Origin of the sequence: Alloacidobacterium dinghuense (genome assembly GCF_014274465.1) — a bacterium.
Classification (GTDB): domain Bacteria; phylum Acidobacteriota; class Terriglobia; order Terriglobales; family Acidobacteriaceae; genus Alloacidobacterium; species Alloacidobacterium dinghuense.
Map to the genome: position 1 here is coordinate 4,565,845 of NZ_CP060394.1, position 26,494 is coordinate 4,592,338.

Annotated in this window: 26 protein-coding genes, 3 tRNA genes and 3 pseudogenes; 17 read left to right on the plus strand and 15 right to left on the minus strand. The window is 55.0% G+C overall.

Going from position 1 to position 26,494, the window contains the following annotated elements:
* Nucleotides 1-128: 128 nt before the first annotated feature.
* Entirely contained in the window at nt 129-533 is a 405-nt protein-coding gene (locus H7849_RS18845) for a SemiSWEET family sugar transporter (RefSeq protein WP_186741548.1), read from the plus strand.
* A gap of 488 nt (nt 534-1,021) precedes the next feature.
* On the opposite strand, the gene H7849_RS18850 is transcribed toward H7849_RS18845, so the two are convergent.
* From H7849_RS18850 to H7849_RS18865, 4 genes are all read right to left on the minus strand, one after another.
* Nucleotides 1,022-1,951: an OmpA family protein gene (locus H7849_RS18850; protein WP_186741549.1), complete on the minus strand. Its 930-nt coding sequence runs from the start codon at nt 1,949-1,951 to the stop codon at nt 1,022-1,024.
* Nucleotides 1,948-2,112: a hypothetical protein gene (locus H7849_RS18855; RefSeq protein WP_186741550.1), complete on the minus strand. Its 165-nt coding sequence runs from the start codon at nt 2,110-2,112 to the stop codon at nt 1,948-1,950. Before H7849_RS18855 ends, H7849_RS18850 begins: the two co-directional genes overlap by 4 nt.
* 127 nt (nt 2,113-2,239) lie before the next feature.
* Entirely contained in the window at nt 2,240-3,244 is a 1,005-nt protein-coding gene (gene glsA, locus H7849_RS18860) for a glutaminase A (RefSeq protein WP_186741551.1), read from the minus strand.
* Between the two features lie 167 nt (nt 3,245-3,411).
* The gene (locus tag H7849_RS18865; protein ID WP_222439683.1) at nt 3,412-4,830 is read right to left on the minus strand and encodes a DcaP family trimeric outer membrane transporter; all 1,419 of its coding nucleotides are present in this window, start codon (nt 4,828-4,830) and stop codon (nt 3,412-3,414) included.
* A gap of 624 nt (nt 4,831-5,454) precedes the next feature.
* Here H7849_RS18865 and H7849_RS18870 point away from each other — a divergent pair.
* From H7849_RS18870 to H7849_RS18905, 9 genes and pseudogenes are all read left to right on the plus strand, one after another.
* A complete protein-coding gene (locus H7849_RS18870; protein WP_186741552.1) occupies nt 5,455-6,387 on the plus strand; it encodes a bifunctional enoyl-CoA hydratase/phosphate acetyltransferase in 933 nt (310 codons plus the stop codon).
* Between the two features lie 158 nt (nt 6,388-6,545).
* Nucleotides 6,546-6,836: a pyruvate formate lyase family protein gene (locus H7849_RS26535; RefSeq protein WP_285288900.1), complete on the plus strand. Its 291-nt coding sequence runs from the start codon at nt 6,546-6,548 to the stop codon at nt 6,834-6,836.
* Nucleotides 6,820-6,987, plus strand: coding sequence for a pyruvate formate lyase family protein (locus H7849_RS27585; protein WP_222439685.1), 168 nt, complete (start codon nt 6,820-6,822; stop codon nt 6,985-6,987). Before H7849_RS26535 ends, H7849_RS27585 begins: the two co-directional genes overlap by 17 nt.
* A pseudogene (locus tag H7849_RS27590) lies at nt 6,950-7,075 on the plus strand (pyruvate formate lyase family protein); the annotation flags it as partial. The gene H7849_RS27585 and the pseudogene H7849_RS27590, both read left to right, overlap by 38 nt.
* A 30-nt stretch (nt 7,076-7,105) precedes the next feature.
* The gene (locus tag H7849_RS18880; protein WP_222439686.1) at nt 7,106-7,765 is read left to right on the plus strand and encodes a radical SAM protein; all 660 of its coding nucleotides are present in this window, start codon (nt 7,106-7,108) and stop codon (nt 7,763-7,765) included.
* A gap of 241 nt (nt 7,766-8,006) precedes the next feature.
* Nucleotides 8,007-9,698, plus strand: coding sequence for an endonuclease/exonuclease/phosphatase family protein (locus H7849_RS18885; RefSeq protein ID WP_186741554.1), 1,692 nt, complete (start codon nt 8,007-8,009; stop codon nt 9,696-9,698).
* Nucleotides 9,699-9,815: 117 nt separating this feature from the next.
* Nucleotides 9,816-9,992, plus strand: a complete 177-nt coding sequence (locus H7849_RS18895) for a hypothetical protein (protein WP_186747923.1) — start codon at nt 9,816-9,818, stop codon at nt 9,990-9,992.
* A 477-nt stretch (nt 9,993-10,469) separates the two neighbouring features.
* The gene (locus tag H7849_RS18900; RefSeq protein ID WP_186741556.1) at nt 10,470-12,074 is read left to right on the plus strand and encodes an AsmA family protein; all 1,605 of its coding nucleotides are present in this window, start codon (nt 10,470-10,472) and stop codon (nt 12,072-12,074) included.
* Between the two features lie 165 nt (nt 12,075-12,239).
* Complete coding sequence (locus H7849_RS18905; RefSeq protein ID WP_186741558.1) at nt 12,240-13,343, plus strand: tyrosine-type recombinase/integrase; 1,104 nt, start codon at nt 12,240-12,242, stop codon at nt 13,341-13,343.
* A gap of 141 nt (nt 13,344-13,484) precedes the next feature.
* On the opposite strand, the pseudogene H7849_RS27595 reads toward H7849_RS18905, so the two are convergent.
* A pseudogene (locus H7849_RS27595) lies at nt 13,485-13,562 on the minus strand (efflux RND transporter permease subunit); the annotation flags it as partial.
* On the opposite strand from H7849_RS27595, the pseudogene H7849_RS18910 reads away from it, so the two are divergent.
* The 3 genes and pseudogenes from H7849_RS18910 to H7849_RS18915 form a co-directional block, all read left to right on the plus strand.
* A pseudogene (locus H7849_RS18910) lies at nt 13,535-14,167 on the plus strand (efflux RND transporter permease subunit); the annotation flags it as partial. The pseudogenes H7849_RS27595 and H7849_RS18910 sit on opposite strands and share 28 nt — an antisense overlap.
* A 70-nt stretch (nt 14,168-14,237) precedes the next feature.
* Nucleotides 14,238-14,447 carry an efflux RND transporter permease subunit gene (locus H7849_RS26940; RefSeq protein WP_251106354.1) on the plus strand — a complete coding sequence of 70 codons (210 nt, stop codon included), beginning with the start codon at nt 14,238-14,240 and terminating at the stop codon, nt 14,445-14,447.
* A complete protein-coding gene (locus H7849_RS18915) occupies nt 14,444-15,076 on the plus strand; it encodes a TolC family protein (protein WP_186741560.1) in 633 nt (210 codons plus the stop codon). The genes H7849_RS26940 and H7849_RS18915 overlap by 4 nt, the downstream gene beginning before the upstream one ends.
* 161 nt (nt 15,077-15,237) lie before the next feature.
* On the opposite strand, the gene H7849_RS18920 is transcribed toward H7849_RS18915, so the two are convergent.
* The gene (locus H7849_RS18920; protein WP_186741562.1) at nt 15,238-15,759 is read right to left on the minus strand and encodes a cupin domain-containing protein; all 522 of its coding nucleotides are present in this window, start codon (nt 15,757-15,759) and stop codon (nt 15,238-15,240) included.
* 187 nt (nt 15,760-15,946) lie between these two features.
* Entirely contained in the window at nt 15,947-16,573 is a 627-nt protein-coding gene (locus H7849_RS18925; RefSeq protein ID WP_186741564.1) for an NAD(P)-dependent oxidoreductase, read from the minus strand.
* A 165-nt stretch (nt 16,574-16,738) separates the two neighbouring features.
* Between H7849_RS18925 and H7849_RS18930 the strand changes: the two genes are divergently transcribed.
* Nucleotides 16,739-17,419 carry a TetR/AcrR family transcriptional regulator gene (locus H7849_RS18930; protein ID WP_186741565.1) on the plus strand — a complete coding sequence of 227 codons (681 nt, stop codon included), beginning with the start codon at nt 16,739-16,741 and terminating at the stop codon, nt 17,417-17,419.
* Nucleotides 17,420-17,802: 383 nt separating this feature from the next.
* Here H7849_RS18930 and H7849_RS18935 read toward each other — a convergent pair.
* From H7849_RS18935 to H7849_RS18955, 5 genes are all read right to left on the minus strand, one after another.
* Nucleotides 17,803-17,877: transfer RNA gene (locus tag H7849_RS18935), tRNA-Cys, on the minus strand.
* An 85-nt stretch (nt 17,878-17,962) separates the two neighbouring features.
* Nucleotides 17,963-18,037: transfer RNA gene (locus H7849_RS18940), tRNA-Gly, on the minus strand.
* Between the two features lie 157 nt (nt 18,038-18,194).
* A complete protein-coding gene (locus H7849_RS18945; RefSeq protein ID WP_186741567.1) occupies nt 18,195-18,485 on the minus strand; it encodes a hypothetical protein in 291 nt (96 codons plus the stop codon).
* A gap of 178 nt (nt 18,486-18,663) precedes the next feature.
* Complete coding sequence (locus H7849_RS18950; protein WP_186741569.1) at nt 18,664-19,248, minus strand: CHRD domain-containing protein; 585 nt, start codon at nt 19,246-19,248, stop codon at nt 18,664-18,666.
* Between the two features lie 100 nt (nt 19,249-19,348).
* The gene (locus H7849_RS18955; protein WP_186741571.1) at nt 19,349-20,458 is read right to left on the minus strand and encodes an NHL repeat-containing protein; all 1,110 of its coding nucleotides are present in this window, start codon (nt 20,456-20,458) and stop codon (nt 19,349-19,351) included.
* Between the two features lie 280 nt (nt 20,459-20,738).
* Here H7849_RS18955 and H7849_RS27130 point away from each other — a divergent pair, with 280 nt between their 5' ends.
* Nucleotides 20,739-22,346: a winged helix-turn-helix domain-containing protein gene (locus H7849_RS27130; protein ID WP_285288901.1), complete on the plus strand. Its 1,608-nt coding sequence runs from the start codon at nt 20,739-20,741 to the stop codon at nt 22,344-22,346.
* A gap of 4 nt (nt 22,347-22,350) precedes the next feature.
* On the opposite strand, the gene H7849_RS18965 is transcribed toward H7849_RS27130, so the two are convergent.
* The 3 genes from H7849_RS18965 to H7849_RS18975 form a co-directional block, all read right to left on the minus strand.
* Nucleotides 22,351-23,058: an ABC transporter ATP-binding protein gene (locus H7849_RS18965; RefSeq protein WP_186741575.1), complete on the minus strand. Its 708-nt coding sequence runs from the start codon at nt 23,056-23,058 to the stop codon at nt 22,351-22,353.
* 32 nt (nt 23,059-23,090) lie between these two features.
* The gene (locus tag H7849_RS18970; protein WP_186741576.1) at nt 23,091-23,522 is read right to left on the minus strand and encodes a response regulator; all 432 of its coding nucleotides are present in this window, start codon (nt 23,520-23,522) and stop codon (nt 23,091-23,093) included.
* A gap of 557 nt (nt 23,523-24,079) precedes the next feature.
* Nucleotides 24,080-24,967 (minus strand): PhzF family phenazine biosynthesis protein, encoded by an 888-nt coding sequence (locus H7849_RS18975; RefSeq protein WP_186741577.1) that lies wholly within the window; start codon nt 24,965-24,967, stop codon nt 24,080-24,082.
* Between the two features lie 296 nt (nt 24,968-25,263).
* Here H7849_RS18975 and H7849_RS18980 point away from each other — a divergent pair, with 296 nt between their 5' ends.
* Together H7849_RS18980 and H7849_RS18985 are read left to right on the plus strand one after the other, a co-directional pair.
* Complete coding sequence (locus tag H7849_RS18980) at nt 25,264-25,923, plus strand: peroxiredoxin (protein WP_186741578.1); 660 nt, start codon at nt 25,264-25,266, stop codon at nt 25,921-25,923.
* Nucleotides 25,924-25,973: 50 nt separating this feature from the next.
* Nucleotides 25,974-26,049 (plus strand) — tRNA-Cys (locus tag H7849_RS18985).
* Nucleotides 26,050-26,494: the final 445 nt, after the last annotated feature.

The following is a 26,494-nucleotide window of genomic DNA, read 5'->3' on the forward strand; positions in this document are numbered from 1 at the left end:
ATTGATTCACTGAACGGGCAGCGCATCGAACTCTCCAAACGAAGTCTGTTTCATTTGACAGTTGGCAATTCACAGTAGCGGCTTATGCTACTGGACAGCGGCCCGGCGATCCACGTACGGAGGCACACATGGCCCGATTCAACTCAGTGATACTCGTCGTTCCCCTGGCGTGTCTGATCATGATCGATGGCTGTCAGGAACACCTTCCACGCGACATACAGAGCCTGTTCTTTCCCGGCCTTCGCCGGTCAGAAGTCTTCGGTTTTCTTGCTGGCCTGGGGACAACCTTTGCCGCCCTACCGGACTTGATTGTGATGTTGAAACGTCGGTCCAGCGTTGGCATGAACCCGAGGATGGCGGCCATCATCGGAGTGTTCCAGATTCTCTGGGTTTACTACGGTCTGTTGATTGTTTCTCGGCCAGTTGTCTTGTGGAACGTTATCGGTGTGTTCATTAATTTCCTGAGCGTCGGCGCGTATCTTCATTTCTCTCGCAAGGAAAAATCGATCGCGGCGAGTCACGTTGGAAGTTGATGCACGTCACTTCAGTGCGCAGGTCCGGCTGAGCCCAGCACTGCCATCAAATGTAATCGAGGCTTAAATAGAGCACTCCTGCGTCGAGACCCTTGATCTCACAGGTCATGGAATCGCCGTTCTTCATGCTCAACCGGTCCGTTTTATCTCGCGCGAACGCGGGTGCGGTAAGAACGAAGAGAAAACAAGAATCAAGTTTCGGGAGTTCATGCTGGACCTCTCGATATTCCCTGTGTGGGCCGCGCGCGCGATGCTCGTCGAACTCGAGACGCTGCCTCCGTGCGATGAGACTACCCTCGCACAAGAATTACTCGAAAAATCGGCGACCGCCATATCATCTCGCAGAAACTCACGAGCGGAGACAAAATCTCTGTTTAGACGGTCGCTTCTCAGAAACACGATCTAGTGGAAACAGAATACTTGACGGTCGCACGAAACTTCCGGATCATTGACGATTCTCAGGCGATCGGAGCTGAAGGGGCAAGCCTTTAGCTTGTAGGCCCGGCAATCGCCTTGTTTTGTAGAACGCGCACCACCACACGGCGATTCTCGGCCTGCCCTTCAGCGGTCTTGTCACTAGCGACTTGATTACTCTCTCCCATTGCACCTGGAGCCAGCATTCTGGTGAGTGGAATTTTAGCTTGCTGAAGAAGAATGTTCGTCACATTCTGGGCTCGGTCTTCACTAAGTCTCTGATTCGTAGCGGCACTGCCGGTGGTAGAGGCATAGCCTGTTACTTCGATCATGTAACCATCGACTCCTTTGGCCTTGTCAGCCAGCGCCAGAAGCTGGGGATTGTATTGCGGATCGACCTTGGTCTTGCCGTTGCCGAACAAAACAGTTACCTCATCCATGATGTAATAGTCGTCCAGTTGACCGAAGCGTGCGATAGCGGCATCCACGGCCGCTTTGTTCGCAGCGATTTTAGCCTGATTCGCCTCGATGGCTGCCTGATGCTCCTGCAGTGCCTGATTCTGTGCCTGCAGCTCCGCATTATGCTTTTCCAATTCAGCCGCGTTTTGTTGGGCTTGCTGCTTGACTTCATGGGTCCCGGCTTGAATGGCTTCAGCCTGTTGCAGATCATTGCCCTTGAACCTTACCTGTCGAGCTATGAGCCGAGTGTCATGGTAGTAGCCTTCCACCTTTACCGCCAGGCCTGGAATCAGGGCAGCCATGGACATTTTCTTGTTGCGAGCCTTGAACATCCCCTGCACCTGGCCCACATCCGTGCCATCGGTCAGCTCAACCACGAGATTTGGATTGTCCGTGGTTTGCACGATCATGTTTTCACCGCTTCGTCCTTTAATCAGGCCTTCAACTTTTACAGTCTTTTGAGCCGCAAGTGTCAATGGCGCCAGTGTGCTGATTAGAGCCAGAGTTGCAAGGTATCTAGCGTTAAATAATGTGAACCGGTTCATGGTGTTGTCCTTTCTGGTTTTGAATTTTGGGTGATCACGTGCGTCTGCTCCCAGCCGCGTACCCTTTCCCGCGCATCATCAAAGATGCGCTCGTAATTACCCTTGCGGACTTTCTCGATTGCTTCCTTGTTCAAAGCACTGCGTGAGCTGTTGCGTTCCATTTAGCTCCTTAGAAGGCCAACTCAACGTTCGTGTGGAACACCGCCCAGTGCCTCCGAGGGCGCTCGCGACCCTCAAACGCCGACGATGTTCTTTCGTTCCGCACATTGTCCGCAAGAACGAGCGTGACTACTTCAATCCAACCGAACTCGGCGAATAAAGGTTGTAGTTCAGTTTCTGAGCGACATAGTCGATCACCTCTTGCGCTTTGACGCTGTTACCCGCTTCATCCAGCGGCGGCGCAAACACGGCGATAGCGCCCTTGCCTGGAGCAATTGCAACAATGCCGCCTCCGACACCACTCTTTGCGGGGAGACCGACATGCCAGGCCCAGCTTCCGGAAGAGTCGTACAGCCCGGCCATCGTCATCGTAGCGAGAATGTACGGGACGTCTTCGCGCTTGATGACCTGCTCTCCCGATGCAGGGTTGACTCCATTGTTCGCCAGTGTCGCGCCCATCCGGGCAAGTTGGCTTGCATTCACTCCCACGGAACATTGTTTGGTATAAATGTCGACCGATTCGAAGGGATCGGCATAAATGCGGTCATACTTGGCCAGCAGCATTGACAGAGCTTTATTTCCAGTGTTTGTGGCAGCTTCTGATTTATAGACCTCTTCGATGAGTGTCAATTTTTCACCAGCGACTTTGTTATAGAAATTCAGAATCTTGTCCCATTTCTCATTCGCGTCTTTGCCGGATATGAGACTGGTCGTGGCGATGGCGCCCGCGTTGACGAAAGGGTTGCCAGTATGCGTTGGCATGTCGACGACGGCTGGCACAGAATTGAACGCACGGCCGGTTGGTTCCGAACCGATTCGCTCAAACGTCTTGTCTGGCCCGAGTTCTTCCATCGCGAGAGCCAGAGTGAAGACCTTCGAGATGGACTGGATTGAAAAGGAATAGTTCACGTCCCCGAGTGTGAGCACCTGATTGTCGGTAGTGACGATAGCAATACCAAAGAGTTTCGAGTCTACTTGTGCAAGGTATGGAATATAGTCAGCATTCTTTCCCTTTGCTTCGTTCCGGAATTTGTCGTAGGCCTCCTTAACTACGGATTCCACAAGCTCCCGCCGAGGGGCAACGGGACTGCTGGCCTGTGCTGACAGTCGAAGAGGTACGAAACTTACCGCCATCAACAACGTTGAGGCAATGATCCGAATGTGCGCTCTCTTCAGAAGACCAAGGCTTCTTCTCGAAAAAGACTCACACGCAACAGGCGCCGGCTGAGCGCAACAGGAATCCCTGAGGAGGGCGTATTTGCGACTAATTGCCGACGACATATTCAGCACCTCTCACCCAATCAATATGCGAAGCTTTTCTTCCAGTCGTACTTGAAAGAAAACTGCATCTTGTAGTCGTTAAAACTGTAACCATCGCTGAAGTTCAGGCGTCTGCCGAACTGGAATTCACCGCCCATCGTGACCGTGGGAACCGGGTGATAAAGCAGATTGGCGAGTGCATAGTGCCCTTGATGAAAATCGGCTGGGTTCTGCGCGTTCGAATTATCGATGTTGACCATGGAGTAGCCAGCCGAACTGCTGAAGCGTTCGCCCCAGTTATGATCGAGGAACGAAACCACCCCGAGGACTGGCAGAGGCACACCTTTGACGGGTGTGACGGGATTCCCGAAATTGTTCTTGATGCCGATATCGACAGGCGCATCATTCATGTAGTTCTCTACGCCCTCACCGTAGACAACAGCGAGCCTGGCTATATCCCGACTGCTCAACTTAAGATTCGAGGTGACATTTACACCCCACCCGTAAGCGGTACCACTGAGGTTGTACTTAGGGTCGTTGTAGTCGACCCATCCGATTTTCCTGAAAATCCCTGCCGCCTGGACGTAGCCCCAATTCCTCGTCAACCGCACGTGCCCAGAAACATCGGGCAAATTAAAGCGTGGCTTGACGTTCTGTAACTCAATGCGGTCGGAATAGACACCCTGGTCTGCACTGGCGCCGGGTCGCTCTAGCGCTGCTATGACTTCGGTATGGCTACTGCGTATTGGCATCCAGCGGACTTGTACGTTGCGGAAGAAAACCATCCCGTTCGGTCCCCAATACTCAAGCAAGTTCGGGAACACATCGATGTCCATGAACGGGCTCCAGGTTTGGCCGGCGCCGAATTGCCCTAACTCCCCGTAAGCATGTCGAAGTCGAAAAGTTGTCTGACCCGCGTCAACTCCGGTCCCGAACAATTCGAACTCAAACTGGGTCTTAAGATCACCCCAGTCAGTCGGGGTCGAAGTCCTAACTCCAAATCGTGTTTGACGCACGCCGAAGTAGGTATTTCCATTGCCTCCAAACTCATTTGCAAACGCCGGCAATTTGGTGGGACGCTCGACATCAAACCATTGCGGGTCAATCTGGCCGAAGTCGTACCCAGTGTCGGTCATGACGAAGCCGTACAGGTCGATCGTGCTTTCTGACTTTTCCCGTTCTGTGGACGCCTTCTCATTCGCCATGGGAGGAGGAGCCGGCGTGCGTAGCGCGGCTACGGCGGCTGCAAGTGGCGTTGGCTGGGCCTGCTCCGCCACGTTGATCTCATCTTTCAGCTCTTGCATCTCCTCCTCAAGCCGCTGCATTTTGTCTTTCAAGACTTGTAGATCCGGGCTTTGAGATTTCTGGATTTGAGCTTGTAAGCTCGTCGCGCACACGATGATCGTCGCGACGATACCCTGTAGAGTCTCTCTCCACCGAGTAGTGTTGTTTTGTCTCATGCCCAAAAACCTGCTACTCCGCAGGAACGATGCCAGATAAGAGACTTCTTGCAAACTGTTAGTTCTGCCAGAGCTTCAGGAACAACCAAATGGAGACAGCGCGAAATCGCGATAGCTTCCGCGCAGCACAAACCGGAGTGATTTGCGCGCAGCACGCAGCGGTGTGGAAGAGCCAAACTGAAAGACGACCCGATTTACAAAGACCTTCTGCGAAAGAACGGATGCTTGCGCCTTTCGGCAAAGACTAGCAGAACTGACAGTTCTCGAACGATGCGAGCGTCTGCAATAGTCGTTCTGTCGTTCTACATATAACGGAGACGCCGTTACAATGCGACACTCCGAAGTTATGACTACGGGTTTGCATCACCGGTGCTTGATATTTCTTCTTTCGCCATCCCGAATGTAGAGCACGCGATTACCTTACACATTCTTCTGCAAGTGGCTTGTAGGTAGAGTCATTAAAGCAGCCGAGGTGGCATGACTCGGGGTGCTCGAGCCGGGAAAACGCGATAGAGAATTGCCAGGCTGAAGTTGGAGTGGGGTCTTCTATGGGCGCTGCGATGATCGCACAAGCCATGGGCGCGAAGCCGAAGGGCCCCCTCACAAAGGGCATAGGAGGTAGGAGTGAGTCAACAAACCGGAACTGGCAAGTATGAACAAATGTTGACGAAATGCAAGAACCTGAAGCCGGTTCCAACCGCAGTAGTGCACCCTTGCGAGGAGTCAGCACTATCAGGCGCGATTGAGGCAGCGAATCTGGGACTGATCTTTCCAATCCTGATCGGTCCTCGCGACAAGATCGAAGCGACCGCTAAATCCACAGGGATTGACATCAGCAAGCATCAAATCGTGGATACTCCGCACAGCCATGCGTCGGCGACAAAGGCGGTCGAATTAGTTCGCGAGGCCCAGGCGGCACTTCTGATGAAAGGCAGCCTGCACACCGACGAGCTAATGTCTGCGGTGGTTTCGCGCGAGGGAGGCCTCCGCACCGCGCGTCGCATCAGCCACGTGTTTGTTATGGATGTTCCTACATATCACAAGGTGCTGTTCGTTACGGATGGAGCGATCAACATTGCACCCACACTGGAAGACAAGGCGGACATTTGTCAGAACGCAATTGATCTCATCATCGCGCTTGGACTCAAGAAGCCCAAGGTCGCAATCTTGTCCGCAGTCGAAACCGTGACTTCTAAAATGCCGGCCACCATCGACGCCGCTGCACTCTGCAAGATGGCGGAGCGGGGACAGATCACGGGCGCGATTCTGGATGGTCCGCTTGCGTTCGACAACGCAATCAGCAAGCGGGCGGCGGAGACCAAAGGGATCCGCTCTCTTGTCGCAGGTGATCCGGACATCCTTCTGGCGCCCGACCTTGAAGCGGGAAACATTCTTGCCAAGCAACTCAGCTTCCTGGCCAATGCGGACAGTGCCGGGTTGGTGCTGGGGGCGAGAGTCCCGATCATACTTACCAGTCGCGCCGATAGCGTACGGTCGCGGATTGCCAGCTGTGGCGTCGCCATGTTGGCGGCTCATGCGCGCCGAAAGAAGCCATAAGGAACACAACACACGGCCCAGGCTATATCGATCGCAAGAATGAAATCATCGTTGGCCTTCAGACCGAAGCTCCCTTGAAGCGGGCAATATGCCGAACGGCGGCTTTCGAATGGTCGAAAGCGCACTGAAGGTATACGGATATACGCCTGACCCGCAAGTTGTCGAAATATTCTCGAAGTACCGCAGAACCCATAAATGACGGCGTCCTCGATGCTTACACAGCAGACGTGAGGCGGTGTCGCAGTTCTCATATCTTGATTGGTTTGCCAGATGCCTGCGGACGCGGTCGCATCATCGGCGACTACCGCCGCGTTGTCCTCTACGGAGTCTCCCTTCTCATCAAGCACAAGCAAGGAGAGAAGCTCAGCCTTGATTCCGCAATGTCGACCGAAAGCATCATTCGTGACCGCGAGGAACTCAGTGAACAGATTCGTGCCCTCACGAACTGAACCAGATGGCTCAAGCTACGGCTTGGATATCTCTGAGCCTGCTCGTAGCGCACGCGAGGCTGTGCAATGGCTGTACTTCGTATACTTGGCCGCGGTGAAAGAACAAAAACGGTGCAGCCATTTCCCTTGGCAGCACATCAACCTTCCTTGATATCTACTTCGAAAGCGATCTTGCCTCAGGCGCAATTACCGAGCAACAGGCGCAGGAAATTATCGATGACTTCTTCATTAACTACGCATTGTTCGATTTCTTCATACGCCGGAATACGATGATCTCGGGAAGGGAACGCCGGAGTCGGACGTGCGGTCTGCGCTTGCCGCAGGAGACATGGGGCTTTCTTCATTCATTCGCCACCGGCTCGACCGTCGATGGGCCGGGCGTTCGGGTTGTGGGATGGGCAACAGGCTACCATTGGCGATGCCTGTATTGCCATAACCCCGATACGTGGACGATGAGCAATGGCATTCCCGTGACGGTAAATCGCGCAACTGAGGAACTCCGCAAGTATCCTCATGGACTGAAAATCCTGTTAGGAGGGTTCACATTGAGCGGCGGAGAACCTCTCCTGCAAGATCGATTCGTCGTCAAGCTGCTCACAGCCACGAAAGCGACGGGAATCCATACGGCGCTGAACACAAACGGCTCGCTCCATAAACGTCTCACCGATGCCAAGTTGGAACAGATCGACCTTGTAATTATGGATATCAAGACTTGGGATCCAGAACGCCATCGTCATCTCACGCACATGGACAATGCGCCGACCCTGGATTTCGCGCGGCGGCTGGCCGACCGCGGGAAAGCAGCCTGGTTAAGGTTTGTCCTGGTTCCCGGACTCACGGATAACGATGGCGAGATCGCGCAGATAGCGAAATTCGCCGCCAGCCTGGGCAACGTAGAGCGAGTTGACGTTTTGCCGCTTCACAAATAGGCCGATTCAAATGGAAGGAACTCAAGCTAAACTACACGCTCAACGATGTTCAGCCGCCAGGTCCCGAAGCGGTTGAACACGCATGCACTCTCTTTCGCGACGAAGGACTCAAAGCATTCTGAGTTAGTGGCCCGTGGCTGAATCAGGGTCTCTGAAGGTTAGGAATTTCCTGATAGCCACGACAGCCGGCGACAAGTATTCTCCACTATGAAGTCATAATCAATGGGAGGAACCTCTCGCGATGATGAAGTTCGGCCAAGCGCGTCTCAAAGCCAGCGGTCTTCCAACAAACGACTATGTCAGTCCCCATGCAGTCGCGGGACAACTCTTCCTGCTCCTGGCATTGACCTTGTGTTCCAACGTATCCGCTCAGAATAAGCGTAATGCGGATTACATACGCAACTCGCAGCCGCAGCTTTTGACTTATCAGGAACTGATGGCTCTCGGTGAGCAGGAAACCGTCGATCCTGCTCTGGCGAAAAAGCTCAACACTCTACTGACAACCCCCTTTATCAATAATGAGGCGTACTTCGCTGGAACAAAGCCTCTCCGCCCCGATCTCAAGGGCTTGGGGCCCTCGCTACGCCTCGTCGAATGGAACATCGAGAGAGGAATCTCATTCGATGAGATCAAGTTATTGCTGACCGATAAGCAAGCATTTATCGCCAAAGTACACAGCGAGGCTGCCAACAATACGAACACCGAAAAGGCAAACGACGAGGTGCTGAGTGCGCAGATGGACGTACTTCAATCGGCAGACGTGCTCGTGCTGAATGAGCTCGATTGGGGCATGAAGAGAAGCGGCTACCGGGCCGTGGTAAAGGATCTCGCCGATGCACTCAAGATGAATTGGGCCTATGGCGTCGAGTTTGTAGAAGTTGATCCCAAAGTGTTAGGTACCCAATCGTTCGCGAATGTGGAAAATGAGGCCGAGCGCAAGGAGTTGGACGAACTGTTCAGCACCGACAAGACGCGTTTTCTCGGGCTGCATGGCACGGCCATTCTTTCTCGCTATCCTCTGCGGGATGTAAAGCTCGTGCCCTTCAAGTATCAGGCTTACGACTGGTACAACGGCGAGAAGAAGTATGGGTCCGTTGAGGCCGGCAAACGTAAGGGCGCTAGTCTCCTCTTCGGAGAAACAATCGTGCGCGAGGTGCGCCGCGGAGGCCGCACCAACCTCATTGCGACGATCGATGTGCCTGATCTTCCGGGACAGCAGGTTACCATCGTTGCGACTCACCTTGAGAACCGCACCACGCCGAAAGGCCGAGTCGAAGAGGCGGATGAGCTTTTTGACATGATTCGCCCGATTCGCAATCCCGTGATCGTCGCCGGGGATATGAACACAACCGGGGAGGATGGCTCGGTTCTCAGCTTAAAATCGGCGGCGCTCAAAAAGATAAACAATCCCGCGTTTTGGGCCACACAAGGCATCAAGTACGCCACGGGAGTGGGGCTTGTCATGGACATTGCCAGTTTCGGCTTTAAGAGGACGAAGTTCCAGGGCGATCCAACAGCGTCGGGAGTTCCGTTACTGGCGGCAAATCCCGAACAGGGATTCTTCAAAGACTTGAATAAGGATCGTTTCGATGACGGCACCCGCATCGATTTTCGCGGGGATGCGGAACTCTCGGTGAACGACCGTGAGGGAACGTTGGGCAATTCAAACGAGCGCGCCAGCAAGGGATTTGTTACAACTTTCGCATTGCCCCGAACCATGGGGGCAGTAGGAAAATTCAGGCTCGACTGGATATTTGTGAAAGGCTATTTGAAAGAGGATTCGGCGGCGGCTGACTCCTATCGCTTCGCGCCTGGCTTTGCACGCACTATGAACGAAGCGAACCAAGCACTGAACGAGCCTTTATCAGACCATGCTGCCATCAGTGTGGATCTGCCGATCACACAGCCGGCTTTGCCATGCTCAAGAAAATGATCCTTTCGGGCTGAGCGTTCGGACCGCTATTGATTCTTCTCTTTCAGAGTTGGTCTCCGGATGGAAAGACAATCTACTTTCTCTCGGAGCGAAGAGGTTTTTTAAACGTTCGTGTCCATGCCGTTCCCACTTATTTCCTTGGGGGAGCAGTTCCCGGGATTTTGCGAACTGAGCATCCCCCTCTTTGAGGATCTCATCACCGCGAATTACGTGCACGTCGTGGGTCTGATGACGTTGATCTTCCAGGATGGCAACAGGACGGTCACAAATCTTTCGACGCCTGGCGGCGTGTAAATGTTCACGGGTGAGTATGACGACTTGGCTACGGTCGTTGGGGGGCTCTCCGTGACCAGTACAGCGTCAGCGTCGGCTCTCTCGCGTACGAAGGTGCGGCACTCGATCAGAGAGGGAGCGCGGTCACCTCGTATCGACTTGGTGAAGCACCAGCAACCGGTTCGACTTCCGCGAAAGATCTGCTCACAATGATAAGGCTTACGCGACTCTTCAATGCCACGGACGCTGCGAGCCCAAGTGTACCGATGGAAACGGTACGATAGCCCTCATCTCGAGGATCTTCCGGCAGGCGACTACAAAACCGTGATCCTCGAATCGCGAAACGATGAGAATCCGGACGGGGATCGTCATCGAAGTCGCAGTGCAGGCGACGAGCCTTGGGCTGAACGAGATTCGCCGCTGAAATAGCGAGCCGCAACTGACAGCCAGCCCGGCTGCATCCCAAGGAACATCGCGTGGGCAAAGGCGGGCAGCTTCATGAAAGAAACCGGGACGACCTTCGAGCCTCCCTCATTCGTGAAGAGACACCGCAGACGGCTGCTGTGGGTGCTGGCTATGGGTGTGCCGGTGGTTGTGGCTCTGGTAGCGGGCATTTACATCATTGATCAGCATTGGCCATATCGCTATCGCAATGTGAAACCGCTGCTTGAGCAACTACTGGCGAGCCGCATCACAGTGAGCGCGTATCACCGCACCTATTTCCCGCATCCTGGATTTGTAGCCAAGGCGCTCACATTACGGCGGAACACGGCGCCCGATCTTCCACCGGTGGGGTCGACCGAGGACCTGATCGTTCAGGGGAGTTGGCTGGACCTGCTTCTGTTCCGGAAGCAGGTGCGGTTTGTAGATATCAAGGGTCTGCACGTGGTCATTCCCCCGGTGGGCAGCCGGGCGATGCAGGAGGATTTTCCGCCTGGAAGCAGCGGAGACTTTGCGGGTCCGGAAACAGCGGTGGAGAAGCTGGTGATTCATGACGCGGCGCTCGACCTGACGCGCAAGAATGGCGGTCGCTACACCTATGTGATTCGTCAGCTGATCATGCGCAATGTGCGGCAGGGGCAAGCCGCTCCTTACGTTGTGGACATGCAGAATGCGTGGCCTGCGGGGCAGATCCATGCGATCGGCAGCTTCGGTCCGGTGACTCCGAAGAACCTGGGAAGGACGCAGCTATCGGGCAGGTTCACGTTCACGGGCGTCCATCTGGATCAGATCGGAGAGCTGCACGGAACGCTGGCATCGGACGGCCATTTTTCGGGCGCCCTGGCCGCGATTGAGTTGTTTGCCTCGGCGTTAACGCATGATCTGGCGGTTGAGGACGGCCAGTCGACGCCAGTCAACGGATCGGTACAGTGCACCGTGAATGGTCTCACCGGCAATGTGGTGCTCCACCGGATCGAGGTCAAAACCGGGGAGAGCACTGTAGATGCGGCAGGCACGGTCACAGGGGCGGCGAACACGCCGAAGACAACGGATCTTGATTTGATGACCACGAAAGCGCGGGTTCAGGATCTGTTGCGCCCTTTCCTTCACCATGAGCCGCCGGTTGCGGGACCCGTGGCATTAAAAGTTCATGCGCATCTTGCGGTGCAACAGGACGGAACGGCGTTCCTTAAGAGACTGACGATGGATGGCAGCTTTGTTCTGCCCCGGGAGCGGGTAAGCGATCCCGAGAAGGAAAACACGCTTACGAATTTCAGCGAGCGGGCGCAAGGCCTGAAGCCGCCAAAGGATGATCCTGACCCTGCGCAGGCAGATCCCGCGGCAGCGGTCCTGTCCAGCCTTGAAGGACAGGTTAAGGTTCGCGAGGGAGTGGTCTCGACGGAGCGGTTGACGTTTACCTTGCCGGGAGCCTCGGCGGATTTGAAGGGTACGTACGATCTGCGGAACGGCAACGTGCACATGCTGGGCGAGCTGAAGATGGAGTCCGACATCTCGCACGTTACGACCGGGTTCAAGTCAGTTCTGCTCAAGCCGTTGGCGCCGTTCTTCAAGAAGAAGCATGCGGGCGCGGTTGTCCCTGTTGCGGTAACGGGCGGACCGGGCAATTACAAGGTGAACCAGAACCTGCTGCACGACAAATAGCGGCCCGACCGAGGTGAAAGCCCGCGGCGTCAAACATCTTCAGTGCAATCCAAGCCGGATACGCCATATCATGCCGACCGCCCAGACCATAAACAGAGGCGGCGTGAACATGTTCAACACTCTTCGCATCCTAACTTGCATACCTTGTCCTTCCGGGTGGCGAACATGCACAGGGGCAGATTTCTTACTGGTTCGGCAACAACAATCCTGGCAACCAGCAGTTCCAACCTGCTCGGGTATTCCTCCGCTAAGTCGCAGAATACCGTCACCGAAGGCAAGCATATTCAGAAGAGTACAGGCCAGGGCAATCATCGTGCAGCTCGCCAGATGGAAGCAGCGTTTCGTACTGCACTGGTAAAGGGCGAGGTCGGAATAATGGAGCGCAAGCGGATTCCATCATTTAAACAGGCGCTTGATGATTTTCTCTCGTGGTCTGCTCACGAGCATCAGTCACACCCGGAAACGCATCGGCGCTATCGGGTGAGCAGCGTGGCCCTGCTTCGCCATTTCAAAGACACGCCCCTGGACAAGATCACGCCAGAACATGTGGAACGCTTCAAGGCCGCCCGATCTGCGGAGAACAAGACCGTTCGGGCTGGAAGGAACAAGAGAAAGCAGATTAGCAAGAGGCTGCGCCCAGCAACTGTGAATCGAGAATTGGCCTGCCTGAAGGCCGTTTTTAATTACGCTATAAAGTCAGACATACCCCTCAGAAATCCGGCGAGCCGGGTGAAGTTTCTTAAAGAGCAGAATGAACAAACGCGTGTTCTTACCTACGACGAACAAGAAAGTTATTTGAAAGCTGCAACACCACGGCTCCGCGATGTGGCAACTCTGATGCTTGAAACAGGAATGCGCCCTGAAGAGGTATTCCGCATCCGTCGAGAAAACGTCTTTCTGGCGAGTGGCTACCTTTTCAATCCCTACGGCAAGACGAAGGCGGCTCGTCGCCAGATTGCGCTCACCGGAGCAGCCAAGGAAGTTCTAATCCGCCGAATAAATGGAGCAGAGCCGTACCTGTTCCCCTGTGAAACGAATCCGACTCGCCCAGTGCCAAAAGTCAATAATGCTCATGACCGGGCTGTGAGGGATGCCAAGGTTGCGCCGTTTAGACTTTATGACCTTCGGCACACCTGGGCGACTCGCGCAGCCAGGTCCGGCATTGATCTTGTGCAATGGCAGCCATGCTGGGCCATTCCCGAATCCAAATGGTGCTCAGATACGCTCACCCGACTCAGCAGCATCAGGCACAAGCCATGCAACGCCTAGAGCGATTTGTCAGTGAACAGAGAATTGCCGTAGCAGAGCAGAAATCTCCAGCAGCGTCACATGTCATTCAGTAAGCGTCTGGGGTGGTGCCCGGCCCATCTCTAGAGGTCTATGCTTTCTATCGCGGCACCATCAGAGGCGGCGCTGCACGCCTTCGACAACCACAATCGCGTCGTCGACCACGAGGCCGATTGCCAGAACCAGGCCCAGCATCGAGAGCGCCTTACCGATCCAGTACGCAAGATCTTGGACAGTTCTATGTTCGCAACAACCAGGGTCAAAATGTACCGCTTTCCGCGCTCGCAAACTTCGAGACTCGTTACGGCCCGGAATTCACCTTGTGCTACAACGAGTATCGCTCTGCCGAAATTATCGGCAGCGCTGCGCCCGGCTACAGCTCGGAACAGGCGACAGCGGCACTGGAAGACGTGTTCAGGCAAACCATGCCCCACCAAATGGGCTTCGACTACATGGGCATGTCGTATCAAGAGCAGAAAGCGCGCCAAGGGGTACCGGCCTGGGCAATTTTTGGCCTATCGCTGCTCTTCGTGTTTCTCGTTCTCGCTGCGATGTATGAGAGCTGGTCGCTGCCATGGAGCGTACTGCTGAGCACTCCGGTCGCAGTATTTGGCGCGGTTGCGGCACTCTGGCTGCGTCGCGTCGTGCTCGGCTGGTTCCTGCCGCCGTACATGATTCAAATGGAAAACGATGTGTACACCCAGATCGGCCTGGTGATGCTCATCGGCCTGGGCGCGAAGAATTCCATTCTGATTGTCGCGTTCGCGAAAGAAGAGTACGAACGCGGCAAGCCCCTAATCGATGCTGCGCTGGACGGCGCAAGGCTTCGCTTTCGGCCGCTCATGATGACCGCGCTCGCCTTTATTTGTCGGGTGCGTGCCGCTCTGGATCGCATCCGGTGCAGGCTCAATCGCACGACACATCATAGGAATGACTGTGATCGGAGGCATGCTGGCCGAGACGTTTGTCGGCAGATTCTTTGTTCCCGCGATTTTCTACGTAGTTGAGAGGTTCTCAGGCGCTGAGAAGCGGAAGTATTGCCACTCGCTCCCGCCGAAACGCCCACTCTGGGAGATTGAATCATGAAGAACACTGCACACTTAGGAATCCTAGCCGTGCTGGTTCAAGAAACCGGCTGCATGATGGGGCCGAAGTACAAACGGCCTGCGGTGAATGTTCCTCAACAGTACCGTACGCCGGAACCGCAACAAGCCACCCAAGCCTCGTCGCTTGGCAACGAGCAATGGTGGCAGCTTTATGAGGATCCGGTGCTCACGCAGCTGATTCACACCGCCATTGCGCAAAATTATGATGTGCGCATCGCCGCCGCTCGAGTGCTCGAAGCTCAGGCACAAGTCGGCATTACCCGCGCCAACCGATTTCCGTCCGCAAGCGTCGGCGCCGACATTTACAGCCAACAAAACGCCAAGGTGACAAATGTATTTCCCGCTTATCAGGTCAACACAGGCGAACTGAATCTATCGGTGATCTGGAATCTGGACTTCTGGGGGAAGTATCGCAGACAAACCGAAGCGGCTCGAGCCCAATTATTCGCAACCGAGTGGGGGCAGCGAGCGGTGATTTCTTCGCTGGTGACCAATGTAGCAACGGCTTATTTCCAGCTTCGTGCGCTCGACAGCGAACTCGAAATCTCGCGGCGCACGCTGGCATCTCGGCGAGAATCGCTCAAACCAACTCAATTCCTCGAGGAGTGAATTGGTGGGACGGCCTCCGGGTCACCTGAATGAGAGAGGTGGTTGATCCTCGCGGAGGCCTTGCCATGTGGTCGTCACCGTCACGGCCTGACGCACATACCGGCTGCTTCCCAGTTGCTGCATCTCTTGAGTTCAAGGGTGAACTCAAGAGATGGCCCATGCTAAGCATGGTCTGCGACAAGGAATGTCTGGTTCTTTTCCATGGACTTTGTCAACTTCACAAAATCAGCCTGAGAGAGTTGAGCAGGCAGGAAATCTGTCCTGCCATCCGGTTGCACTGCATCCTTCATCATCCGCTCGTGGTGATACGTTGAAACACTCAGCATGCGACACGGATGCTCACTCTTGTTGAAGAATGTGTGAGGCGCATTGGGTTGCACCACCAGGCTTTCGCCGGATTCATACACGTTCCACTCAGCGGCGCCCTCGCTGTTCCAGGACCCAATAGCCAGAGTGCCTTCCAGTACATAGAAAAACTCCGCAAATGGGTGCTTATGAAGTGGAATACCCATGCCCGGCACGACCGTGGTCTCATAAATGGAGAAGGTATAGCCCGTGTTCTCTCCCAGTGCCCTCCATAGCAATTGCATAGGCCCGATAGCCAGCGCCGGGCCGCCTGTTTTGTTGTTCTTAATGACGTTGTGATGAATGACTTCTTCAAGCGGAGTGGGGAAGTTTGACATATAAGTTTCCTTTCGTGAACGAAGTTGGTGCTCTGGGGTGAATGTCAGAGCTTGTGAGTTGCGGAGCTAGCACTCCGCTAGTCCCGTGGGTTTCCACAGTTATCTGTCGCATGAATCGTTACAGGCCCCTTACACAGCTGATCGGATCGCCTCGATGAGAGAGGGGTTGATCCTCGCGGAGGCCTAGCTACGTGGTCGTCACTGTCACGGCCTGACGCACATACCGGCTGCTTTCCAGTTGCTGCACCATGAAGGCTGCCAGATCTGCCCGCCCGATCTTGTGCGCCTTTTCGCCGCCCTCCGTGCTCAGCACCCTGGCAACGCCGGTCTTCTCCCCGTCGGTCAACATCGGCGGTCGTACGAGCGTCCAGTCCAGGTTGCTGCCTTCGATCTCGGCCTCCATGCCCGCCTTGTCTACCAGCAGACCCCGCAGAAACGTCCGCATGAGCAGGTGCTCGTTGAAGAAGCCGGCGTTCTTGACGCTCTCGCCCGCACCAACCACCGAAATCTTCAGCAACCGCCGCACGCCATTGCGTCGCATCGCGTCCACAATATTGTGTGCCGCGCTCGTTTCCATTGTCGTCACTTTCCACGGCGTCTTGCCGCCCAGCGCGTCGATGACCGCATCCTGTCCGGCGACCGCAACGTCGACCGCGGCCGCGTCCAGCACGTCGCCCGCAACAACTCTGACGTTCGCCTTCTTGTACTGCGCGGCACCGCGCACGAAAGCCGTCACCTTATGCCCAGCCGCCAACGCCTCATTTACCAGCGCTTCTCCGCTCTTGCCCGCTGCTCCAATCACTAGAACTTTCATCGCATCCTCCTTGTGCCTCGATTTGGCCGCCCATCCTAATGAGCGACCTGACGATTAGAGGACGAGTAATAACCAGTGGTTGCAAATTAATCAGTGGTCTAATGGCCAGTGGTTGTAAATAAACAATCGGTAGCAAGAATCTTCAAAAGGGGCTAAGCTATTGAAGTGACATCCACATCACCAAGCCGCCGGGCAGAGCGCAAGGAGAGGTTGCGGGGCGAAATCCTTGCGGCCGCCAGCAAAATGTTTGCCGATCGCGGCTACGAAGCTGTGACGCTTCGCTCTATCGCTGAAGAGATCGGCTATACGCACGCCGTGATTTATCAACATTTCCCCGACAAAGCGCATATTCTTGCCGAACTGAGCAGGGAGACGATCGGGCTGCTGATTCAGAACTTCGACGCGATTGCCGCTAAACCTCTTCGACCGAAGGAGCGCCTTTTTGCGACTTCACGCGGCTTAATTCAATTCTGCACTGCCCATCCACAGCAGTTTCGCAACGTCTTCTTCGGGCCGGAGAACCGCAACGGCATTCGCGCTGGACAATATATCGACGATATTGGCAGGCCGTTGTTCCGGCGATTCGTGCAGCTCTTTATCGACGTTGCCAAGGATGAAGGATTGCCAAGTAAGAATGACATAGTGGTGGCCCACACCTGGTGGTACACAATCTTTGGCCTCGCCACGCTCATGGTCATCCAAGGGGTTGTGCCTGACTTGCCTGACCAGACTCTCGTGGTCGAGCAAACGATCGCAACGCTTTGGGCGGGCGTTCAGGTTGTTCCGCGATTGCCGAAGAGCGCAATCACTAAGCGATCCGGCCGATCCAGTGCCTCAAAGCAATAACAGCTTCTGTCCATAAACGGGGATCACGTTTCCAACCACTAGAGGCGAGTGCCAACCAACATTCCAGCGCTTCGACGGCAATCCAAGTTGCCGTAAAACCGGCTGTTCGGACGGTGACAGTTCATTACAACCCAAGAGGGCGCGTTCCAGGTTCACCAGTTAAGGGCTGACAATTGCGGCGTCATAAAGTGGGGCGTGCCGCGGTAAGCCCGCAGATCGTGTTGGGAAAAGGTCTACAACGGAGAGGTCTGTCCCAAACAGTAACAGCACTGCCCTACTTGAGATAATTGGATTTGACGGTCCGCTTCTGGTCCGCCTCGAAGTAAAAACAGCAGAAGTTTTGAGCCCCGCTGTTGAGCGTAAGCCATTGTTGTTTAATAGCTTGGAGGCGCGGGTCGGAATCGAACCGACGCATAAAGGTTTTGCAGACCTCTCCCTTACCGCTTGGGTACCGCGCCTTGGATAGGAAATCTTACTTCATTCGGCGGTGTTGAAGCCATTCTGCGGTCAGGTATTTTTTGAACTAACCCGATGGCAGCTGACTGGAGCGGGAGACGGGATTTGAACCCGCGACCCTCGCCTTGGCAAGGCGATGCTCTACCACTGAGCTACTCCCGCTTGGTACTTATTGAGTATATCGGCTTGGCCAAGCACGGTCAACGCGGCCCGGCAGGAATAGAGAGTCCGCTGCATATGAGCACAGACACAGACATGTACAGCAAATACCAGATCATAGCTCCGTAAAGAAGTGGCGAATTCAACCATCGCAGCGCCTCTAAAATCTCAGATTCGAGCCGATCATCGATCTCTCAATGGTTGCCGGCTCAAAAGTCGTAAAACGCTGTACGCCGCTCCCGAACGCATTCTGCGCGCCGCCACCATGCCACACTCCTCTCACCACGCATTCGGTGACCTCTCGTCTGCCTTGATCTCCAGCGTAACCGGGGCAGCTTACTTCGATGTTGGCGAAAGCATGATGGCTCTGCTTGTCCAGCCAGCCGGGGCGGATACCGTCTCCCAGCAGGAAATCGACAAGAGAACAAGACTGATTGACTTGGTTATCCATGGCTCTTTCCTTTCTTTTTGGTTGCACGAGATCAAGACGCATTTTCAAACTCAGGGCCCAACCGAATCGGCCAGGGATAGGCGCTATGAGGTGGTTGCCGCACACCGCCTATCTAAGCAAACGAGGAAACTGGTCTGAATCCTCCATGTCGGCTATTGCTTTGTCAGCCACCATGCGGTTACTGAATGCGAACCTGGCCGCGGATTTCACCCGAAGGAAAATTCGTGGTGTGGACGTTGATGTAGGTATCGCCGCGGCGGATTGCCTTAATGAGACCCGCCAAATTGCCTGGCTCGATACCCTGGGGAATGACCGAGTCGACGTTGGTTGACGGCAGAATACTTACATCCGAGGCAGTGATTGTTCCGGTTACCGTGCCGGAAGCAGGGCACGGCGGTTTTACGTTGCCGCCGCACAGAAATACAACAACGCCGCCATTCGTCATGCTTGCACCGAAGTGAATGTGGGCCTGAACAACAGCGCTGCTCATGTTTGCATATGACAACTCGAATGAGATCGTCTCGTTATCGTTGATCTGAGCTTCGAACTTCCCGTGACTCGGTGCGAGAACAGAGGGAACCTGTTCAAACGAGACCAGGTCGGCCTTTAAGGTATCTCCACGATCCCATTCCTGGGCATGGGCATTGCTTCCCTGCTGTAAGAGCACGAATAGAGCTGAGAGCAGAAGAAGCGATTTTATGAGTAGAGCAGCGAACTGAAGAACCGATTCGCCGATGGTTGTGTTGCTGAATGCCTTCGTCATTTCAATTTCCTTTGTGCGAAATTCTTGAGTTGAGCTTCCGGTTAAACCGGTTGAGGTTATCTGGCTCAACCGGAAGCAGTCGGAGAGTGGCGAATCGGGCTTAGTCCAGATTCAGCGTCCAAATCGTGAGCGAGGCGGTGTTGTCGTCTACCGCAGCGAGGATCGCGGTATCGTCGTTCACCTTGTTCACTGCGAGACCGAACGATCCACCCTGGTTGGGGTCCACCGGAATCTCCTTCACAAATTGGCCGTCTTTTGTGAATTCAACGATCTCGCTGGGCTGGTTGGGATCGCTGTTGATAACGTCGTTATTGGTGACCAGCAGATGACCGTTCGGCGCTTCCGCCATCGCCAAGGCACCGTGGAGATGCGTGTTGTCCTGGTAAACGATGCTGCCCGGACCGTCGCTGCTCGTCCGCCGCATGGCGTCGCGCACAACGAACACCGCGTTATCCAGCGTCGAAGCCACGTACAGCCGATCGCCGCGCTGGTCGTAGACGAGACCGGTAGGCGCATCGAACAAAGCCGCAGGATCACCCTGATGCATGAAGCCAGAGGCGATCGTGTAGTGATCCAGCTTGGTCAGTCCTGCATCGCTCACTCCGAAATCAATCCGGCTTACGGTGCCATCCAGGGCATTCGAAAAGAAAACGATCGCGCGATCGCCCTTGTCTACCACCGTCATGTCCCAGGGCCCGTTGATCTGCGCGCTGGTAAACGTTTGAATCAGCTTTCCCTGATTGTTGATCACCAGCAACGAGCCAGGCTTTGCCGTCGCAGACGTCCCATCGGCTGTGGGAAGGTTGGCGACCAGCACGAACCCGTACTGAAGCGTACCGAGCCCAGTGGAAAGCCCCAAAGGCGCCGTTCCCTGAAAAAAGAGTGATGGCGAACCGCTCTTTGGGATCCGGACGATCGTGGTACCGGTTCCCTGAAGATTTTGGTTGTTGTTGAAGTTGGAAACTAGAATGTCGCCGTGCTGCAGAGGCCCGGAGCCGGTCTGGAAATTGTCCTTGATGAAGGCTACGCCGTAGGGATTGACGTCTCCATTGCTGGGCACGGTGGAGGCTGTGCGAACGGGACTGGGCAAAAATGCGTCGTCTGCGTCGCGGTCGCGGTGGTACTGGGCAAAGCAGAGACCCGAGGCCACTGCTGTAAAGGTGAGAGCTGCGATGGTTTTGCGAATGTGGGAGCTGTATGTCAGATGCATGGGAATTTCATCCTTTTCCGTCAAAGTTGAGTCCGCCGGAGGGGAGCGGCAGCAACCGAAAAGTATGAAAATCTCCCGGCCTATGTCGTTTGGAATCGCTGAAAGATAGATTGGAAATTCGTTTGTGAATCTGAACCGGCGTCGTGAATGCCTGCTATCTGACAGAGTTTCTTGGAAATGACATTCTCGAGATCAATGACCGAAAGATAGGCTGGACGACCACTGGCGAAGGGAATTTTGTCCCTTCTTTTCATCTGCTTGGACTATGCTTAGGAAAAGCTTGGGGCTTTCTTGGGGCCATTCTGCGCGGGTTTCGATCGTCGTGGATAGCGCAAACTACAGCTTCGGACCATTCCGACTAGTTCCGTCGGAGCATCTTCTGCTGCGGGAAGAGAAGCCCATCCCTTTGGCGCCCAAGGCCTATGAGCTGCTTTTCGCGCTGGTAAAACGCCATGGGCGTCTGGTAAGCCGCGAAGAGCTGATGCATGAAATCTGGCCCGATAGCTTCGTTGAAGAAATCAATCTGACGGTAAATATCTCGCTGCTACGAAAGACCCTCGGCGAGCAGATCGATGGACGGCAATATATTGCGACTGTTCCAAAGCGCGGATACCGCTTTGACGCCACCGTCTGTGAATCGGTGCAAGCGGCTGAAGAGGCAGCTGAAGCGATTGGCCTACCGTCTGGAAAGACACCCGACTCAACCACGAGCACGCAGCAGCCAGACGGGGATCAGCACGCCACGATTCCCAAAAGCAGCAAGTCGACGACATGGCGGTACGTTGCCAGTCTCGTGCTGGCAGCTGGAGTCGTCGTGGCAGGATTCCTTCTATGGAAGCATTGGGCAGCCTCCCGGACTGAACCCATAAAGGTCGAGGCGCACCACGCAGGCCAGCCCGAGAATGCCCAGGCCTTCGATCTGTATACCCGCGCCCGAGCCTTGTGGAACAAGCGAAGCATCGAGTCGGTGCAGCAGAGTCTGGATCTCTTCCGACAAGCGATCAATGCTGACCCGAGCTACGCCGAAGCCTATGCCGGTCTCGCCGACGCCTACATCACAGCAGGGTCTTACGGAAGTAGCTTCCTGGCCCCGCAGATCGCGATACCCAAGGCTGAAGAAGCGGTGCACAAGGCGCTTGTGCTCGACGACAGTTCGTCGGACGCGCATACTTCTCTGGCCTACATCAAACTCACCTATGACTGGGATTGGCCTGGCGCGGAAGCCGAATTCAAGCGCGCTCTCGCACTCGATCCGAAAAACGTGAACGCCCGCCATTGGTATTCGCATGAGCTGATGGCTGAGGGTCGCATCCTGGAATCGCACGAGCAAAGTGAACAGGCGCTCTACATCGAGCCAATGGACCGAATCCTCAACGAGCACATGGCGTGGCATCACCTGATGGCCCGCGAATACGACCGCTCGATCCCTCAGGCACGGAAGGCAATCGAGATCGATCCAGATTTCGTGCAGGCTCACCGCGTCCTGGGCCTCGATTACCTCTACACCGGGCGATACACCGAGGCGTGCAGCGAGTTCAAGAAGGGTGTCGATCTGTCCCATGGCGATCCCGTGTCCCAGGCATATTTGGCCCGTTGTTACGCCATGTCGCATCGCAGCGCGGATGCGCGCCAGATCCTCGATTCGCTGATCAAAGACACGCAGGAGCGGTACATCTCTTCAGCCGAGATTGCGGCCGTGTTTGCGGCCCTCGGTGACGATACGAATTGCGTGACGTGGTTGCAGAAAGCGGTACAGGAAAAATCGAGCGCGATGATTTACTTGAATATTGATCCGGTCTTTGATCGCATGCGGGCAAATCCCAGCTTTCAAGCGATTGTGAAACAGATAGGCCTCACGCCGGAAATCGACGAAAAGAAGAAGATATAAAGACCTATCGCGCGGCCAGTTGGCCTCTGCCGGCTTCAATGCTGGTGATCTCACCATCGCGCATATGCAGGATCCGGTCTGCAATCGCCGCAGCCTCCGGATTGTGCGTGATCATCAATACTGTCTGCTTTAGTTCCCGATTCGAACGCAGAAGCATATCAAGAACGGCGTCAGAATTCTTGCTGTCGAGATTGCCGGTCGGCTCATCGGCCAGCACAATCGCGGGATGGGTGACGAGTGCGCGCGCAAGGGCCACGCGTTGCTGCTCGCCGCCGGATAGTTCGGAAGGACGATGCTGCAGCCGTCCGCTGATTCCAAGCAGCTGCGTCAGATGTTCCAGATATGCACGATCGAGCGGCTCTTTGCGTCCGGAGATCTCGTAGGCAATCTCGACATTCTGGATGGCCGTAAGCGTGGGCAGAAGATTAAAACGCTGAAAAACAAATCCGATCTTTGTCTTTCGCATCCGCGTACGCTCAGAGTCGGTCAGAGAGCTGAAATCGGATCCATCAATGCTGACGTGCCCCGAAGTGGGTCGTGTCAATCCGCCAAGAATATAGAAGAGCGTCGACTTCCCGCTTCCCGAGGGTCCGACAATGCTGACAAATTCCCCGGACTCGATCGTGAACGAAACGTTGCGAAGGGCTGGAACATCAATTTTTCCAGTGCGATAAACCTTCGACAGGTTTTCTGCGGTGATGATGGGCTGCACTCTTTGATTGTAAATGCAGCCCCATCTTCCGTTTATGCGAGCGCGGCCGCCGGCTCGTGTTCTGGTACCTCATGATAGGGGCGCATCACCTTCTTCGGTCCACGCTTGCGGGCAATCATGATGCGAATGCGTTCGAGCATCTCAAGGGGCGTGCAGGCACCTTTGGGCAGAAACGCATCGGCGCGGTTCGCGCGATCAAAGGCTTTCACCGTTCCGCTGACGAGAATCATCGGCACTTCGGGCGTGATCTCCTTCATGCGGCGAACCAGTTCGTTTCCATCCATCTGCGGCATGAGCAGATCGCTCAACACAAGGTCGATTCCGCCGCTGCGGAAGATATCGAGAGCTTCTTCTGACGAAAGCGCAGTAATCACGCGGTATCCACGGGTTTCCAGGAGAAATTTACGAACGGAGAGGGCCTGTTCATTGTCGTCAACGCAGAGAATTACTTTTCTGGGCCTCATAAACTTCCTTACTGCTCCGCGAGCCATGGCGAAGCGGTTAATGAGGGCGAACACACTTCCAGTGTGCGAGCCCGCGGGGGGTTACGTCGGGCCGCAATCCATTTATGTAAAGACGAGGCCCGGCTTTCCGCGCCGCGTGGAGGTCTTTTTAGAAAAACAAATCATCCTCCACGCAATATGCGCGGCGCCGCGTTCCCGTCTCAAGCGGGATGCGGTTGAACCAAAGAGCGGGCATGGTTGCCGGCGCAACAACCAGGCAACCACTGCGGTGCTTGCGCGTTTCTCGGGATACATTCCGGAAGGTGGCAGGCTATGCAATAGATGCCGCAAGCGCACATGTCTGCGCACTCTGGCTCTCATTCAGTTGTCAGTAATCGGCGAAAGTTGCGAACCAAAATTCCGGAACGCTTGCCAAGAGTACGAAGGGCAGCGTCGCGTGTAAACAGGGAAGATGAAGCGAAGAAGCCGTGAATTTTTTACTGGAGATTCACTGAATTTTGATTTTGCAGCGTCTTTATTGACGATGCGCGATAGAAGGCCTGTTGAAAGCATGTGAATCATTCAAGGAAAAAGCGTCCTTTTGCTACGAAAACAGTGCTGCCTCCAACCCGCACTTCCCGAACTGAAACTCCATCGAATTTCGCGCGCACGTCGATCATGCTCGGTCGGCCCATTTCAATGCCCTGGCGAATGTGCAACTGTTCATCCGATGCCGCAAAGCCGTGATGCACAAGATAGGAAATTGCGCAGCCCGCGGCAGATCCAGTGGCTGGATCTTCGCCGTTATAGAACTGCATCCGCGCGCGCCAAATGCCTTTCAGCTCGGGCGCAATGCAGTAAAAGAATTTCGCATCCTTGTCGCTCAGGTACTCTTCCGCCGCAGCTGCCGGAATGCGCAATTGAGAGAGTGCGTCGACAGCGCGAAACGGCACGATGCAGTAAGGCAGTCCCGTTGAGACCGTCTGCACCGGCATCTCCATCGCCAGGTCATCAGCCTTCACCCCAATGGCGCGCGCGACTTCGATGTGATCATGCAACTGTCCGAAGATAGGATCGGGCTGGGTCATCTCGCCATGTACTGCTCCATTCAAGGGCGGCGAAAATCGTACACTCACCGGGCCGACATTCAACTCAAGCTCGATTGATTCGCAATCAGCGTATTCGGGAAGATGCTGCCGAATAAACGTGCTGGTACCAAGCGTCGGGTGCCCTGCAAAGGGCAATTCTTCCTGCGTCGTAAAGATGCGAACGCGCACGCCGCGCAGCTTCTCCATTTCAGGAGAGCGGCGAACGATGAAGGTCGTCTCGGAGAGGTTGGTCTCCTTCGCAATCTTCTGCATTTCCTCCTGCGTCAGGTCGCCGGCATTCTCGAAGACGGCAAGCTGGTTCCCGTGAAACGGGGTATCGGTGAAAACATCGCAGAGATGGTAATCGAAAGCACGCATGCCGATAGTTTCGCAGACTCGACAAACGTTCGAACGCCGTCTTTCGGCTTAGCTAGAAAGACTACGCTGGCGCGATTGACACGCCAGCAGCCACCGGCTATCCTGATCCACAGGATGAACGGCTTGGCTCCAACCCGTATGTGTATGTGCTGCTGCTGTAGCTGCGCCATGCGGGTGTGTTCCTAGAGCGAAGTCTGAACGCCAAAGCTCGAAAACGCCCACCCGCAGAGACCTGCCGAGGTGGGTTTTCTATTTCAAAGGAAAGATAGGGATTTGCCCGAAGAGGAAGAAGCGAAATGTCACTGCGGATCAACGATGTTGCACCAGACTTTATGGCAGAAACAACGCACGGCACGCTCCACTTTCATGAGTGGATCGGCGATAACTGGGCAGTGCTCTTCTCCCATCCAAAGGATTTCACGCCTGTCTGCACAACTGAGCTGGGAGCGGTCGCCGGTCTGGAGGCCCAGTTCGCGCAACGCGGAGCCAAGGTCATTGGACTAAGCGTGGATAAAGTGAGTGATCACACCAACTGGCTCAAGGACATTCATGACGTGACCGGAAACGCCGTCAATTACCCCATCATCGGAGACCCGGAACTGAAAGTTGCCAAGCTCTATGACATGCTGGCGGCGGAGGCGGGCGATAGCTGTGAAGGACGCACGCCGGCCAACAATGCTCCAGTGCGTACAGTGTTCGTCATCGGCCCGGATAAGCGCATCAAGCTAACGCTCGCCTATCCCATGACGACTGGCCGCAACTTCGACGAGATTATCCGTGTGATTGATTCCATCCAGCTCACGGCCAAGCACAAAGTGGCGACACCGGCGAACTGGCAACAGGGCGGGGACGTCATCATTACTGGCGCCGTCTCGAATGAAGAAGCCGATAAGATTTTCCCGGGCTACAAAACAGTTAAGCCGTACCTGCGCACCGTCGCGCAGCCGGCAGAGTAGTCCATTCATTTTAAAAATCCGCCGCACGCAGCTGCCGTGGCGGATCGAGAGCACCGGTGGCGAAGTGGCTAACGCGCTGGTCTGCAAAACCAGTATTCGCGGGTTCAATTCCCGCCCGGTGCTCCATTTAAATCAATGGTTTATGTTGATTCTTGAATCGCCGCAACACCATCGAAAACCATTTTAAGATACACTTCGTCAGTTTTCCCTCAAGGACGACGGTGCGAATCAAGAGAAATCGCTATCAACAGGGCAGCATCCGCAAGGTGCGTCGCGCCAAGGGTTTTGCCTGGGAGTTCCGTTATTACGTCAACGAAAATGGCAAGCGGAAGCTTCGGGCGGAGACTTTTGATCCCAAGATCTACAAGACAGAATCGGATGTTCGGAAGGCGCTCGAACCTCAGATTCTGAGGCTTAACAGAGGAACGAATTACGGACTCTCTGCTGGGGTCACCTTCGGCGCGCTTTTGGATCGATACATTGCCGAGGAGATGCCTGCTCGTAAGTCCACCCGAGAGTCCTATCTCTCACTGATCAGAAATCAATCTTCGACCTCAATGGGGCAGCCATC